Source organism: Szabonella alba (assembly GCF_016765775.1).
GTDB classification, from domain to species: Bacteria; Pseudomonadota; Alphaproteobacteria; order Rhodobacterales; family Rhodobacteraceae; genus Szabonella; species Szabonella alba.
Map to the genome: position 1 here is coordinate 306,034 of NZ_JAESVN010000002.1, position 14,220 is coordinate 320,253.

Below are 14,220 nucleotides of genomic sequence, written 5' to 3' on the forward strand. Positions count from 1 at the left end.
CCCCTAGTCGATTGCGCGGATGTCGTCGGCATAGTCCTCGGGGTCGATCAGACGCGAGGTGCCGCTGCGAAGATGTTGCCAGGTGTTCCAGGCGGCATAGGCCGCCATGCACAGAAAGGCCGCCATGATGATCCAGTAGACGGTGGATTTCGGAAAATCCATCGAGGCCATCATCTGTTGCGTGCGTCCGGCGATCTGGGCCGAAAGGAAAGCCATGACCAGATAGAAGGCGGTCGAGGTGACGTCGATCACCGACTGTGCGAACCGCCGCCCGCCGCGCGGGATCCAGCGATAGACGAATTCGACTGCGATATGGGACTGTTTGCGCGTCGCCATGATGCAACCGACAAAGGTGACGCCGATCAGCAGGAAACGGGCGACTTCCTCGGTCCAGGCAAAGGAGTTGTTCAGCACATAGCGCGTGAAGAACTGCAGAAAGACCACGAAGGCCAGAAGCCAGAACAGCGCCAGCACGCCTGTGTCGGTCCAGTGCAGATCCGACAGGTCGATCTCTTCCTCCTGAAGCTTCAGCGGTTGAATTGTGGCAGAGGGTTCAGGGGGTTCGGTCATGGTCATGTCACCGGCATTCAGGGCTGCGAACAGGGGCCGCCCCGGCGGGACGGCCCTTTCGGAGATCGGTCAGGATCGGGGCTTACTCGATCGCCTGAAGGCGGTCATAGGTGGCCTGATCCCATGTCGCGGTCGATCCGGTATGCATGGGCTTCACCGCCTCGATAAAGGGGGTGCGGTCGACCTCATGCACGTTCACGCCCTCACCCCGGAACCATTCGACAAGCTCGGATTCAAGCTTGACGATGGCATCGGTTGCGCAGGTCGCGGTGTCCTGTGTGATCTTGACCAGCGCATCGCGGTCGGCCTCGGGCAACGCATTCCAGGCCGGTCCGCCTATGATGGTCAACAGCGCGTCGGTGATATGGCCGGTCAGGCTGATATCGGTCTGCACCTCATAGAACTTCTTGGCCTGAATCGTCGGCAGCGGGTTTTCCTGCGCATCCACGGTGCCCTGTTGCAGCGCCAGATAGACCTCGGCAAAGGCGATGGGGGCCGAATTCGCGCCGGTCGCCTGCGGGAACATCATGTAAAGCGGCGCATCCGGCACGCGGATCTTCAGCCCCTCCATGTCAGCGGGCGTCAGGATCGGCTTGTTCGCCGTGACATGGCGCCCGCCATAATAGGTCATCGCGGTGATATGGTTGCCCGATGCGGCGGTATAGCCTTCATAGAGCTCCTGCAGCAGATCGGAGTCGCGGAACTTCTCCCAATGCGCGAAATCGCGGAACATGAAGGGCGCGCCGCCAATGGCGACCGGGCCATAGGCGCGACCCGCGAACAACTGGCCGGTATAGATGATATCGACGGTGCCGAAGCCCAGCCCTTCATTGATGTCGCTTTCCTTGCCCAGCGATGAGGCCGGGAAAACGTCGATCGAATAGCGCCCCTCGGTCGCCTCGGACAGCAGGTCGCTCGCGGCGACGGCGCAGGTGTGATAGGGTTCGCTTGCCTCATAGACATGCGCCCATTTCAATACGGTCTGGGCCGAACCGGCAGCGGGCAGCAGCCCGAGCAGCGCTGCGGCGGCAGCCGTCATGCAAAGATGGCGGGTCATTGCGGTCATTGTCTCCTCCCATAGGTTGCGCGTTCTTTTTTGGTGTCGCGCGGTCTGTTGACAGTAAAGCGCGCGCCGCATCGCGCAAGCGCCATCATCACCCACAGTCTGATTTTTGCCATGCCCCCCCTTGCGCCGCAGGGCGGGGGCGGGGCCGCCCTTGATCAGCCCGCCGCCTGCAGGGTTGCCGCCGCCAGAAGCGCATAGCGCCCCGCCTTGGCCAGTGTGACCACGATCAGAAACCGCCAGAGCGGTTCGCGCATCATGCCCGCCGCAAGGGTCAGCGGATCGCCCACCACCGGCAGCCATGACCCCAGCAGGCTGAACCAGCCCCAGCGGGCATACCAGCCCTGCGCCTGTGCAATCCGGTAACGCGGCACGGGAAAGCGGGGATGCCCGGCAAAGCGCATCAGGAACCGTCCCAGAACCCAGTTGACCACCGCGCCCAGCACATTGCCCGCCGTTGCCACCGCCAGCAGCAGCCAGACCGGATGCGCCCCGTTCAGGATCAGCGCGACCAGCACCGCCTCGGATTGCGCCGGGATCAGTGTCGCGGCCAGCAGCGCCGCAAGGAAAAGGCCGGTCAGGGCGAACATGCCGCCGCGTTACGCCATCCCGCACAAAAGCGCAAAGGCAGGTTGCGACCCGGCCCCGTGGGCAGGGTCGCGCGCAGTTCGGGCGCGGCGCGGTTACTGCCGCAGCCGCGCGGTTCCCCGCGTGGTCGAAACGCAGGTCTCCCCCGTCAGCATCTTCAGCGCATCGGTCGAGAAGATTGAGACGGTCTCAATCTCCACCGGGCTGATGACGCGGGCCTGCATGACCATGCTGGCGGTCAACCCCGCCGCGCCGCTCGGATCGACAAGATCGGTCGACCAACTGCCATCGGATTGCTGCGCCCATTGGTTGTTGCCCGGATTGTCGGCGGTCAGCGGTGCAGGGCTGAAGGGGCGGGGCCATGTGATGTCACGGCTGACGGTCTGGCCGATCGCCACCTCGCCCCCGATGGCCGAGGCGACCTGAGCGGGGCAGCCCGACAAATCATGCCCGGTGATGGTCAGATCCCACATCCCGTCCTGCGGGTCCCCGCCTGCCGCATCAACCGGCCCCGGTTCTGGTGCCGCCGAGGCCTCGCGTTCAACCAGTTGCAGCGAGGTGGCCATCTGCACGGCGGCCAGCGCGGCACCGGGCGGACCATCGGCCCAAAGGCACAGCAGGCCCGCGGCGGTTTCCATGCAGGGGCCGTTCATGTCCAGCCATTGATGCGGGTTCAGATGCAGCATCGCGCCCTCCGGCCCGTGGAAATCCACGCGCGGCTGGTCCAGCGCCTGCGCCCCGGCGGTGGCCCCGACCCATGCGGGCGGACCCATCGACCAGCCCTGTTGCAGCGTGGCGGCCAGACCGTCCACGACCAACTCGCAGCGCGGCTCGGTGCAGGAAAACGCGATGTCTTGCGGGGTTGTTTCATCCTGCGGCGCAGGCCCCGATGCCGCATCCTGCCAAAGCGGCAGATCGGGCGCCATCCCCTCGGGCCAGAGCGCGACGGGGACCGAGTTCGTCCCGGCGCCCAGCGTGCCGACAAAGCCCGCCCCTTGCGGCGCAAGCGCCAGCCGGAAGGGTGCAGGTTCAAGCTGCGGCACCGGGAATTCGATGAACAGAGATCCATCCTCGATGATGACCGAGGTCAGATCGCCCGAGGTCAGCACCCCGCCCATATTGGTGTCGGTGGCAAAACTGCCGGTGTAATCCTGACCCTCTGGCGTGGGTTCCAGCGTGACATGCATCATCAGCGGCGGTTCGACGCCTGAGTCCCGCGGCGGAATGGCCCAGACGGTCCAGCGGCCATCCAGCGCGCCAAGCGGCCCGTCCGCCGCGCCATCCTGCGCCATGGCCAGGGTGAAGTCATTCGCCTGCCCCGGAAAGATTTCCAGATCGGCGGTAAAGATCACCTCGCCCGGTGCGCGGGCGGTAATGCGCCATGTGCCGGGCTCGAACTCACCGGAAATGACAGGACCGGTCTCCATTGGCGCCCAGGCCTCGGGCTGCATGTCGGGGTCCAGCGGGATGCCATCCCATGACAGCGGGCTGTCGGGCAGGCCGGGCGGCAGGCGGAAGGTGGCAGAGACGGCGGCGATCATGTCCTGCATGGGGTCGCCCTGCGTGGCGGCAGCGGCAGCGGCGGCAAGATCGGCGGCGCTGGTCAGGTCGGCATCCGCAAACGGGATGCCCACACCGAACCGGCGCGCGAACAGAATTTCGGACCGGCCCCGGTTCAGATAGCGGATCTCGTATTCGCCGGGCTCCTCCGGCACGGTCAGACGAACCGCGCCGTTCTTGTGCAGGGCATAGGCCCATGCGTGACTGCGGAAATCCTCGATGGGCTGATCGGGATGCGCAATCACGATGCGTTCCTCGATCCGCTCCGGCCCCCGGAAGGCAAAACGCACACGGCTGCCGGGCTCGACTGATCCGATGGCCTCAAACCCCATTTGCGGCGAAACCACTTCAACCGCCTGACGCGCGATGATGCCGTTGCTGGTGGTGACCAGGACCAGATCATACATCCCCGGCTCGGCAGGGGCGGTGCGGGTCACGGGGTTGTTCGGCTTGGCTTCGGTTCCCCCGATCGGGCCATAGCTGATGGCCCCGCGCATGTCGGTGCCACCCTGCGGCACGAAACCGATGTAATCGACAAAGCCAGCTTCGCCGTTCCAGCGGATGCTGTAGGCAAAGCCCGCCTCGGCCTTGTCGCCAATATCGAAGGCGGCTTCGCGGGCCGGTTCCGGCACAGGATCGGGTTCAGGTTCGGGCTGTGGTTCCGGCACGGCCTCGGCTGCCGGTTCTGGTTCCACCGCGCTGACCTGCCGCAGGGCATCGGCCAGTTCGGCGCCGGAATTGGTCTGGAACAGCATGCCGCCGGTCTGGTCGGTGATGCAGGACAGCGCCTCGACCTCGGCCCCGGTCAGGCCGAAGCCCACCACATGGGCGCGGATGTCGATGCCCTCGGCGGCCAGTTCGGCGGCAAGCGCACAGGGATCGCCCGAGCAGGTTTCCAGCCCGTCGGTGACAAGGATGATATCGGCCGCCTCGGCGGTCGGCGGCACTTGCCCGCGCGCCATCCGCAGGCTGTCGGTCAGGGGTGTCATGCCACGCGGCATCAGCGCGCGTAGGCGGGTTTCCAGCGTGCCGGGCGCGGCTTGCCCCATTGGCGCCACCACCTCGATATCGGCGCAATCGCCACGCCGGTTATGGCCGTACGCAATGACCGACAGCGGCACCGCGCCGTCGCGGCTGGCGAAGTAATCGCCCATCACATCGCGCGCGACCTCAATCCGGGTCAGATCGCCCTCGACCCGGTTCCACATGGATCCCGAGGCGTCAAAGACCAGCACCGAAACACGGTCCGCGAGCACCGGGCCGGCACAGGCAAGGCCAAGCGCGGTCCCCGCCGTCCATCGGAAACAGAATCTGTTCATCGGGAAAATCCTTTCATCAAATGCAATGCGGCCGTCAGATGATCGTCCAGTATGGCAAGGTCAGCGGCAAAGGCCGGGATCAGCGCATCCGCCGTCAGCGGCTGCGGCATCAGCGGGGGCTCCAGCGCGCCATTGAACAGCGCCAGCGGTGTCAGCACCACCAGCCGCCCGGGCCGGATCACGGCCCATGGGCGCAGGCCGGTGCCTGCAGGCAGTTCCAGCGTGGCGGTGGGATTGGCGCGGGTCACCTTTTCCAGTTCGGCAAATGCGGCGCGGGCGGCTGGCCCCAGCGGTCCGGCGTCGCCATAGACGCGGTAACGGGCGTCGAAATCCGCATCCCCCGTCGGGCTGACGGCAAGGCGATGGGTCAGGCGCGGCGCGTCCAGCGACTGCGCCGCCGCATCCTGTGCCACGACAATGGTGATGGCATCGGTCAGATCATCGGGCGCATCCGGCGCGGTGATCTCGGCGACGATGAAACACAGGCCCGCCCCCGCCTCGGCATTGCGGTTGCCCCGGTTGCCGAATTGCAGCCCGAGACGTGAGGCCGCCACATCATAGCCGTCTCGCTGGCCGGTCAGCCGGTCATCGACCTCGATCCGGTGGATCGGACCGAACAGCCGCCAGCCCTCGATCCGGCCCACGGGAAGCGCCGCCGCCCGCGACCCGGGCGCGACCGAGGACAGGCGATGCAATACCGGGGCCATCACCTTCAGGATCGCATGTTTGGCAGCGGCGCGCGGGGCTTCCTGCACCTTGCCCGCCAGCAGCAGGATCACAAACCCCGCCCCCAGCACCATCAGCGCCAGCGCGACAAGCGGACCGCCCATCGTCCAGCCAAGGACCAGCCCCGCCAGCGCCGCGCCCCCGGCCTTCAGCCGCAGGTCATTCTCGGCCTGCCGGAAGGCCGCATCGCGTTTGGCATTCAGTTGCGTCAGCACCGGGGTCAGCCTGTCGCGCAGCGCCTGTTCCCTATCCGGGGGCAGGGGTTGCGCAATGGGGCGCGGATTGCCCAGATCGCCGAATTGCAGCCCGCGCCACGGTCCCCGGACGCGCGCAAGCGTTTCAAGAAGGGAAATCCCCGCTCCGCTCATGTCTTATTCCTCCGGCTCGCGGCGCCCCCATGCCCCGCCGACGCGATATCGGGCCTTGTCGGCAGCGGCCGGGCAGGCAGGCAGAGGGGAATATCCTGATTCAAAACGAAATATATCGACATATGGCAGTCAGCTTGGCGCGCTGCCGCCCTCATGTCCAGCAAGAGTTGCCGGTCAGCGCCTTTTCACCCGACCTCAACCCGCCCCCGACCCGCCGCGAAACACGCGTCGCCACGCGATTGGAACCTTGCAGCCGTCGCAATGACAGTTTAAGGAACCCTCGTCGCCACGGCAGCGCGCTGATTGGGCACATTATTCGCAAGTAGCGGGTCCGCTATGGAATGATCTGCAAAGTCAGAGGGTTGAGTGGAGACTTGTAAAGTGGGCAAGGCCTGCTGATGGAAACGTGCCGCTGTAGCTCAGCTGGTAGAGCACGTCATTCGTAATGATGGGGTCGGGGGTTCGAGTCCCTTCAGCGGCACCACGTTTCCAGAAAAATACGATTATTCACAAAACTTCAAAGCCTTACGATCAAGGTGAGGGCTGGCAAGGTGAGGGCTGACTTGCCGCAGTTTGCGTGTCTCGGAACGCAATCCCCATGCGGTGACAGGATCCGACCGATCTGCCCTGGGCAAATCCGTGGCAGATCCGCGCCGTCCGGGGACACCGGGTGACGCCGGTGCGGCGCCCGGCGTCACAGGTCCGCCGCCACCGCCAAGGCCGCATCAAGTGCGATGCCGACAATCTCTTCGGCCTCGGCGATTGTCAGTGTCAGGGGCGGGGCAAAGCCGATCCCGTCGGATTTCGGCATGGAGCGGACGATCAGGCCCTTGCGGCGTGCGGCCTCGGTCACCTTGGCGCCGATGCCCCGGGCGGGATCGAAGAAGCGGCGGGGGCTGCGGTCTTCGACGAATTCCACGGCGGCCAGCAGACCCACGCCGCGCACCTCACCCACCATCGGATGACCGGCAAAGGCGTCCTGCAGGCAGTTCTGGAAATGGGCGCCGGTATCGCGGGCATTGGCGACAAGTCCCTCGCGCTCAATGATATCCAGATTGGCATTGGCGGCTGCGGCACAGACGGGATGCGCGGAATAGGTCCAGCCATGGATGAAGGGGCCATTCTGGCGCGTGCCTTCTTCAAGCACCTGCCAGACGCGGTCGCTGACGACACTGGCGGATATCGGCAGATAACCGGAACTCAGCCCCTTGGCCAAGGCCATCAGATCGGGCCTGATATCGTAAAGATGCGATCCGAACGCCGCCCCTGTCCGGCCAAAGCCGGTGACCACCTCATCCGCGACGAGCAGCACGTCATGGCGGCGCAGCACCTTTTGCACGGCCTCCCAATAGCCTTCGGGTGAGGGCAGGATACCGCCCGACCCGACAACAGGTTCGGCAAAGAAGGCGGCAACCGTATCGGGCCCTTCCTGCAGGATCAGATCCTCCAGTTCCTTTGCCAGACGCAGGGAATAGTCCCGTTCGCTTTCCCCCGGCAGCGCGTCGCGCCAGTAATGCGGGCTGGCCACATGAAGAACCTCGGGCAAGGGCAGGCCGAACAGATCGTGAAATCCTGGCTGCCCGGTCAGACTGCCCGACATCACGCCCGACCCGTGATAGGACCGGTGCCGCGCGATCAGTTTGCGCTTGGCGGGTTTGCCAAGGATGCGGTGATAATACCAGACAACCTTGGCATTGGTTTCATTCGCATCGGACCCCGACAGACCGTAAAAGACATGGTTCATGTCCATGCCGATCATACCGGCAATCCGGGCAGACAGGTGAATGGCCGGTTCGTTCGAATTGCCGCTATAGCTGTGATAATAGCTTAGCCTGTCCATCTGGGCGCGGACAGCCTCGGCAATCTCGGTCCGGCCATAGCCGACATTGACACACCAGAGCCCGGCAAAACCGTCGATCATCCGGTGCCCGTCGCGGTCGGTGACATGGATGCCCTTGCCACCGGTGATGATCCGCGAAGGCAGGTCGCCCCCGGCGAATTGCGCAAGATCGGTGCCGGGATGGAAGAAATGCCGCCGGTCCAGAACGGCGTCGTCATTGATGCCTTCAAGCGGTGTCATCGCGGTTTCCTTCATTCCCAACTGCGCACCCAGGCCGGGTTGAACATGCGCCCCTCGGGGCTGGCCAGGTTGGTCAGCCGGGTCATGTCGGCCTCGGACAGGGTGAAATCGGTGATCGCGATGTTTTCAGCCACGCGCCCGGGATCTGACGACCGGGGAATGGCCACGACCCCGCGCTGCAGATGCCAGCGCAGCATGATCTGCGCGGGGCTTTTGCCATGGGCCACCGCAACCGCGCCGATGTCGGGATCGGCCAGCAGATTGCCCGACCCGATGGGCGCATAGGCGACGAAGGCAAGCCCGTAGCGGCGGCAGGCGTCGATGAGCCCCGACTGGTCCAGCCGGGGATGACACTCGCACTGGTTCGCAACCAGCGGTTCCTCGGAAAGCGCGATGGCCTGTTCCATCAGCCGCAGGGGGAAGTTCGACACGCCGATATGCCGCGCCAGCCCGTCGCGTTTGGCCTGCACCAGCGCGCCGATGGTTTCGGCCAGCGGCACGGTCGGGTCGGGCCAATGGATCAGCAGCAGATCGACCGGGCCAAGGCCCAGCGTCTCGACGCTGCGCTCGGCCGAGGCGCGCAGCGCATCTGCGCGCAATTCGGTATGCCAGACCTTCGTGGTCAGAAAATAATCGTCCCGGGCCAGTCCCGTGCCGCGCAGGGCCGCCCCCACCTCGGCCTCGTTCTCATAACGCGGGGCGGTGTCGAAATGGTGGTATCCCGCCTTGGCGGCGGCCTCGACCGCTGCCTCCAGCACGGTGCCGGACAATTGCCATGTGCCAAGACCGATCTGCGGAATTTCGGCGCCATTGGCTGCGATGCTGGGAATGGTGGGATTGGTCATGGTTGACTCCTGCTGCGGAAATTTCGGGACGGGGAATATCGCATATGCGGTCCGGACGCCCTTGTCATTGCCGGGGGATGGGGTTTTGATCGCCCCTGCCCAGCATCGGCGCTGCAGGGTGATCTGCAGCGCCCGCCAGCGAGGAGCCCTTCATGCGCGCGCGACAACTTGAGGTTTTCTGCATGCTGATGCGCTGCGGTACCGTGACAGGTGCGGCGGCAATGCTCAACATCTCGCAGCCCGCGCTGAGCCAGATACTGCTGCATGCCGAGGATCAGCTGGGCTTCAAGCTGTTCAACCGGGTGCGCGGGCGGCTGGTGCCGACGCAGGAAGCGGAAGAACTGTATCCCGAGGCGGAACGCATCTTTTCCGAACTGGGCGCGCTGCGCCGCCGCACGATGGACATGCGCTATGGCCGCACCGGGCTGGTGCGGATCGGGGCCTCGGCGCCGCCTTCGATGGCGGTGGTGCCCAAGGCGCTGCTGACCTTCCGCGAGGCGCATCCCGATATCGTTGTGCGCTCGCTGATCGCGCCGATGCTGAATGTGGTCGAACTGGTGCGCAATGGCGATATCTCGTTGGGCATCGTGATGAACAACATGCCGCATCACGATCTGGATGTTGAAACCGTTGGGCAGGTCGATCTGGTCTGCCTGATGCCGCAGGATCATCCGCTGGCCGGTCTCGACAGTATCGGCTTTGCCGAATTGCAGGATGAGACGCTGATTTCCTACCGCACCGACACCTTGCCCGCGCGGCTGCTGGCGGCGGCGGCCGAGGCGGAAGATCTGGAATATGCCCCGGCCATCGAGATTGACGTGTCGATGACCGCGCTGCCCTTCGTGCGCAGCGGGCTGGGTGTCGCAATTGTGGACGGTCTGGTGCCGTGGGAGCAGTTTCCCGGCATCGTGCGCGTGCCGGTCCGTCCGCGCATCACCGTGCCGGTTGCCTTTCTGACCAGCAAGGATCGGCCCCTGACCGGCAGCACCGCCCTGATGCGCGACTACCTGCGCGAGGCCTGCGCCGAACTCGGTTTCGGAAAACGGCGGGGTTGACTGCCTCACAGCGCGACCTCGGGCAGTTCGGGATAGCGCGCGCGCAGCTTTGCGAACGCCGCCGTCACCCTGTGTGTCTCGGCAGGATCCGGGGCAGGGGTCGTGCCGATCTCGGCAAAGATCGCGTGTTTGATGAAGTAGCGCCAGTTGACCGGAAGTGCCGCTAGAATGGCTGTCAGTGCCGCGTAACGCGCCGGGGTCCAGACGGCCTCAAACTCCTGACGGTTCGAACAAAATCCACTCTCGGGCGGACGCTCAGCCGCGATCCGGGCGCGCGCGGTTTTGGTGGCGGCAGGATCGGGCAGCCCCCCGGGTGTCAGCACCAGCCCGTAATGCGTCTGCGCATGATCTGGCGTGATGAATCCGCGCCGGATATCGGTCATCACCTCATCGACCGGGCGTTCCAGCGGGTCGCCATAGCCGCCCGCCCCGGGGCCGCGCAGACGGATCACATCACCGGGCGCACAGGGCACAAGGTCGATCGAGCCAAGTTCCTCGGGCGTTTCACTGTCGGGATTGCGGGTAAAGGTCGATTGCAGGCCCGCCTTGCCCCCGGCAAGCCCCCATGCGCCAAAGCGGGATCGGTCCCGGTTGCGCGCGGTGACCATGGTTTGCGGGGCAGAGACACGGAATTCCATCTCCAGCCCCGATCCGCCCCGCCAGCGCCCCGGCCCGCCCGAATCCGGCACCAGCCCGTAGCGCAGGATATCAATCGGCACCTCGGCCTCATTGATCTCGACCGGGGTGTTTTTCAGGAATGACATATTCGCGCCGCAGCCCTCGGCCCCGTCGGCGCGCGGCCCTCCGCCCGCCCCGCCGCCCACCGGCCCGATGGAGGCCATGACGGGGCGTCCGTCGCGCGTCGAGGTGCGGACATTGAGGATCGACAACCCGTTCCCCGGTGAGGCGGGCATCCGGTCCGGCACGATCCGTGCAAAGGCCCCGATCACGGCAGTCTGGGCAAGGTTCGACAACAGGCTGCGCATCCCCACGGCGGCAGGTTTCACCGGGTTCACGACCGACCCTTCGGGCAGGACCGCCCGAACCGGACGCACCAGCCCGTAATTCAGCATCACCGTCGGATCGAGACAGTAAAGCGCATAGACCACCCCGACCATGGCCAGCGAATGCCGGGGATAGCCCCCCGTCGGCATGTTCAGTGAGGACACCAGTTGCGGGTCCGACCCGGTGTAATCCACTTCAAGTTCGTCCCCCCGGACGCGCAGCGTGACGCAGATGCGGACGGGATAGCCGCCGGTCTGGTCCTCATCGGCGTAATCGGCAAAGCAATACTCACCATCCGGCAGGTCGCGGATGATCGCGCGGGCCTGCGCCTCGGCATAATCCAAGAGACCGGCCAGCCCTTCGGTGAAATCCGCAGGACCGAACCGGGCGATGACATCCTGCATCTTGCGCGCACCGACCTCGGTGCAGGCGATCTGCGCCAGAAGGTCGCCATGGTTCTGGTCCGGCAGGCGGACATTGGTTTCTATCATCGCCAGCAGATCCTCATTCATCTGGCCATCGCGCATCAGGCGCATCGGCGGAATGCGCAGCCCTTCCTGATGCACCTCGGTCAGGGTCCGCGACAGTGAGGCCGGAACCGCGCCCCCCACATCGGTATTGTGGATATGGTTGCCGACAAAGCAGATCAGTTCGCCCTGATGAAACACCGGGCGCCACATATGCAGATCGGGCGCATGGGTCGCAACGAAGCCCGAATAGGGGTCCGAGACCACGCAGATATCACCTTCGCGATAATCGAACCGTCCAATGACGCGGGAATAATCAAGGCCCGTATACCATGTCGCCCCCATCGTGGTGGGGGATGCGACGGTCAGCCCCTCGCGCGACAGGATCTGGCAGGAAAAATCCTCGGTCTCCTTGACGAAGGTCGAATGGGCGGTGCGCATCAGCGTATAGCCCATGCTTTCGGCGGCAGCGGCGCAGAAATTGGCAAGGACTTGCAGCCGGGACGGGGCGGTGCGGGCCATGGTCAGTTCTCCTCGGTGATGCGCAGATTGCCGAACCCATCGACCCGGATCGCAAATCCGGGGGGAATGACGGTCGTGCAATCGTCCTGAATGACCACGGCCGGGGCCGTGAAGTGATGGCCGGGAAGCAGATCCTTGCGGCGGTAGATGCCGGTATCGCGCAGCGCGCCATCCATGCGCAGCGTCATGCGGCGCAGGGATGTGGCCGGGGCCGCGATCTCGGGCGCGGTGGCAAAGGCGGGTTTCGCGGTGCTGCCCGCAATGACAAGACGCAGGGCAATGACCTGTAGCGCGGCGCCGGGGTCGGAATGGCCGTAAAGGCGGGCATGTTCGGCATGGAAGGCCTCGGCCAGCGCCGTGCCGTCGCCCGTCAGCATATCCGGCGTCAGCGGGGTCTCGATCTCGAAACTTTGGCCGCGATAGCGCATTTCTGCCGACAGGCTCAGGGCATGGGCGCCTTCATGGCCCTGTTCCAGATGCAGCCAGTGCAGGGCCGCCGCCTGCATGGATGCGAAGCGGTCCGCCAGATCCGGCATCAGCGCGGGCGTCAGATCGGCATAGATGGTCTGGACGAAATCGTTCTTCATATCCGCAATCAGCCCGCCAAGGGCCGACAGGACGCCGGGCGTCACCGGCACGACCACCTCACGCAGATGCAGTTCCCGCGCCAGAAAGCAGGCCAGCATCGGCCCCGCCCCGCCAAAGGCCAAGAGCGCATAATCGCGCGGGTCGATCCCGAAGCGGGAAATCAGCCCCGAGGTGCCCGCGAACATCGACGAGACCGCAATCTCGATGATCGCCTCGGCGGTTTCCTCGGGGCTTTGTCCGGTCGCCTTGGCAAGCGGCGCAATGGCGGCGCGGGCGCGGTCGGCATCGACCGTGACCGTGTCATAGCCCAGCCCGGCATGGCCGATCAGCCCCAGCGTGACGAAGGCATCGGTGATCGTCGGCCTTTCACCGCCCTTGCCATAGCAGGCAGGCCCGGGGCTGGAGCCTGCGCTTTCCGGCCCCACACGCAGGACGCCCTGCCGGTCCACCCAGGCGATCGACCCACCCCCCTCACCGATCGACGAGACCGAGACCGAGGGGATGTGAATGCGGAAATCGCCGATCTGTTCGCCGGTGCCGAAGGCGGGTCTGCCGTCCGAGATCACCGCCACATCGGCAGAGGTGCCGCCGATATCAAGGCTCAGGCAATCCGCGATGCCGCTTTGCCCGGCCACGAAGGCCGCGCCGATCACACCCGAGGCCGTGCCGGACAGGATCATGTCGACACAGCGGCTTTTGCCCTCCTCGGCGGTCATCAGCCCGCCGTTTGATTTCGTCAGCCGGGGCTCTGGCACCACACCCGCGCCTTTCAGCGCCGCCTGCAGCCGCGTCAGGTAATGCGCGACGCGGGGCTGCACATAAGCGCCGATCACGGCGGTGATGGTGCGTTCATATTCCCGGATGATCGGCCATGTCCCCGAGGACAGAAAGACCGGCAGACCGGTTTCCTCGGCCACGATGCGGCCTGCGGCCTGTTCATGCGCCGGGTTGCGCCATGAATGCAGGAAGGCGATTACCACCCCTTCGGCCCCGTCATCGCGGGCGGCACGGGCGGCCCGGCGCAGCGCCGTCTCATCCAGCGGGGTGACCTCCTCGCCAAGCGCATTCAGCCGCCCCGGAATACCCCGGACCATGTCACGCGGGATCAGCGGTTCGGGCCGCTTCGACAGCAGGTTATACATCGCCGGGATCTTCAGCCGTTCCAGTTCCAGCACATCGCGGAAGCCTTCGGTGACGAAAAGCGCCAGTTTCAGGCCCGTGCGGGTGATGACCGTGTTGATGCCAACCGTCGTGCCATGGGTGAAATAGGAAATATCGTCGGGCCGGATGCCATACAGTTCTTCCGCGCGGGCTATCCCACGCGCAATTTCCGACCCCGGATCATCGGGACGCGAAAACACCTTGAGGCTGCGGATTTCACCGCTTTCATCATCCAGAAAGGCGAAATCGGTGAAGGAACCGCCAATATCGACACCAACGCGAAAGGTCATCGGAACTCCGAAA

General features: G+C 65.3%; 10 protein-coding genes and 1 tRNA gene. 2 read left to right on the plus strand and 9 right to left on the minus strand.

The features are described from left to right. Window positions 1–3: 3 nt before the first annotated feature. From JL811_RS05935 to JL811_RS05955, 5 genes are all read right to left on the minus strand, one after another. Entirely contained in the window at window positions 4–576 is a 573-nt protein-coding gene (locus JL811_RS05935; protein WP_202687574.1) for a TRAP transporter small permease, read from the minus strand. A 76-nt stretch (window positions 577–652) separates the two neighbouring features. Further along, a complete protein-coding gene (locus JL811_RS05940; RefSeq protein ID WP_237684825.1) occupies window positions 653–1,636 on the minus strand; it encodes a sialic acid TRAP transporter substrate-binding protein SiaP in 984 nt (327 codons plus the stop codon). Between the two features lie 155 nt (window positions 1,637–1,791). Continuing rightward, window positions 1,792–2,223: a YqaA family protein gene (locus JL811_RS05945; RefSeq protein ID WP_202687575.1), complete on the minus strand. Its 432-nt coding sequence runs from the start codon at window positions 2,221–2,223 to the stop codon at window positions 1,792–1,794. 93 nt (window positions 2,224–2,316) lie between these two features. Continuing rightward, entirely contained in the window at window positions 2,317–5,100 is a 2,784-nt protein-coding gene (locus JL811_RS05950) for a vWA domain-containing protein (protein WP_202687576.1), read from the minus strand. Next, window positions 5,097–6,194 (minus strand): hypothetical protein, encoded by a 1,098-nt coding sequence (locus JL811_RS05955; protein WP_202687577.1) that lies wholly within the window; start codon window positions 6,192–6,194, stop codon window positions 5,097–5,099. The genes JL811_RS05950 and JL811_RS05955 overlap by 4 nt, the downstream gene beginning before the upstream one ends. 408 nt (window positions 6,195–6,602) lie before the next feature. Between JL811_RS05955 and JL811_RS05960 the strand changes: the two genes are divergently transcribed. After that, window positions 6,603–6,678: transfer RNA gene (locus JL811_RS05960), tRNA-Thr, on the plus strand. A gap of 210 nt (window positions 6,679–6,888) precedes the next feature. Here the strand turns inward: JL811_RS05960 and JL811_RS05965 are convergent. Both JL811_RS05965 and JL811_RS05970 read right to left on the minus strand, forming a co-directional pair. Further along, the gene (locus tag JL811_RS05965; RefSeq protein WP_202687578.1) at window positions 6,889–8,274 is read right to left on the minus strand and encodes an aminotransferase; all 1,386 of its coding nucleotides are present in this window, start codon (window positions 8,272–8,274) and stop codon (window positions 6,889–6,891) included. Window positions 8,275–8,285: 11 nt separating this feature from the next. Beyond that, window positions 8,286–9,119: an aldo/keto reductase gene (locus JL811_RS05970; RefSeq protein ID WP_202687579.1), complete on the minus strand. Its 834-nt coding sequence runs from the start codon at window positions 9,117–9,119 to the stop codon at window positions 8,286–8,288. Window positions 9,120–9,271: 152 nt separating this feature from the next. Here JL811_RS05970 and JL811_RS05975 point away from each other — a divergent pair, with 152 nt between their 5' ends. Further along, window positions 9,272–10,174 (plus strand): LysR family transcriptional regulator, encoded by a 903-nt coding sequence (locus tag JL811_RS05975; protein ID WP_202687580.1) that lies wholly within the window; start codon window positions 9,272–9,274, stop codon window positions 10,172–10,174. Window positions 10,175–10,179: 5 nt separating this feature from the next. Here JL811_RS05975 and JL811_RS05980 read toward each other — a convergent pair whose 3' ends face one another. Then, on the minus strand, window positions 10,180–12,168 hold the full coding sequence (locus JL811_RS05980) for a hydantoinase B/oxoprolinase family protein (protein WP_202687581.1): 1,989 nt from the start codon (window positions 12,166–12,168) through the stop codon (window positions 10,180–10,182). Between the two features lie 2 nt (window positions 12,169–12,170). Beyond that, window positions 12,171–14,207 carry a hydantoinase/oxoprolinase family protein gene (locus JL811_RS05985; RefSeq protein WP_202687582.1) on the minus strand — a complete coding sequence of 679 codons (2,037 nt, stop codon included), beginning with the start codon at window positions 14,205–14,207 and terminating at the stop codon, window positions 12,171–12,173. Window positions 14,208–14,220: the final 13 nt, after the last annotated feature.

What these genes read in the sequence shown, in the direction of transcription:
- JL811_RS05935 (WP_202687574.1), bottom strand. Translation starts at nt 576, where the DNA reads ATGACCATGACCGAACCCCCTGAACCCTCTGCCACAATTCAACCGCTG.
- JL811_RS05940 (WP_237684825.1), bottom strand. Translation starts at nt 1,636, where the DNA reads ATGACCGCAATGACCCGCCATCTTTGCATGACGGCTGCCGCCGCAGCG.
- JL811_RS05945 (WP_202687575.1), bottom strand. Translation starts at nt 2,223, where the DNA reads ATGTTCGCCCTGACCGGCCTTTTCCTTGCGGCGCTGCTGGCCGCGACA.
- JL811_RS05950 (WP_202687576.1), bottom strand. Translation starts at nt 5,100, where the DNA reads ATGAACAGATTCTGTTTCCGATGGACGGCGGGGACCGCGCTTGGCCTT.
- JL811_RS05955 (WP_202687577.1), bottom strand. Translation starts at nt 6,194, where the DNA reads ATGAGCGGAGCGGGGATTTCCCTTCTTGAAACGCTTGCGCGCGTCCGG.
- JL811_RS05965 (WP_202687578.1), bottom strand. Translation starts at nt 8,274, where the DNA reads ATGACACCGCTTGAAGGCATCAATGACGACGCCGTTCTGGACCGGCGG.
- JL811_RS05970 (WP_202687579.1), bottom strand. Translation starts at nt 9,119, where the DNA reads ATGACCAATCCCACCATTCCCAGCATCGCAGCCAATGGCGCCGAAATT.
- JL811_RS05975 (WP_202687580.1), top strand. Translation starts at nt 9,272, where the DNA reads ATGCGCGCGCGACAACTTGAGGTTTTCTGCATGCTGATGCGCTGCGGT.
- JL811_RS05980 (WP_202687581.1), bottom strand. Translation starts at nt 12,168, where the DNA reads ATGGCCCGCACCGCCCCGTCCCGGCTGCAAGTCCTTGCCAATTTCTGC.
- JL811_RS05985 (WP_202687582.1), bottom strand. Translation starts at nt 14,207, where the DNA reads ATGACCTTTCGCGTTGGTGTCGATATTGGCGGTTCCTTCACCGATTTC.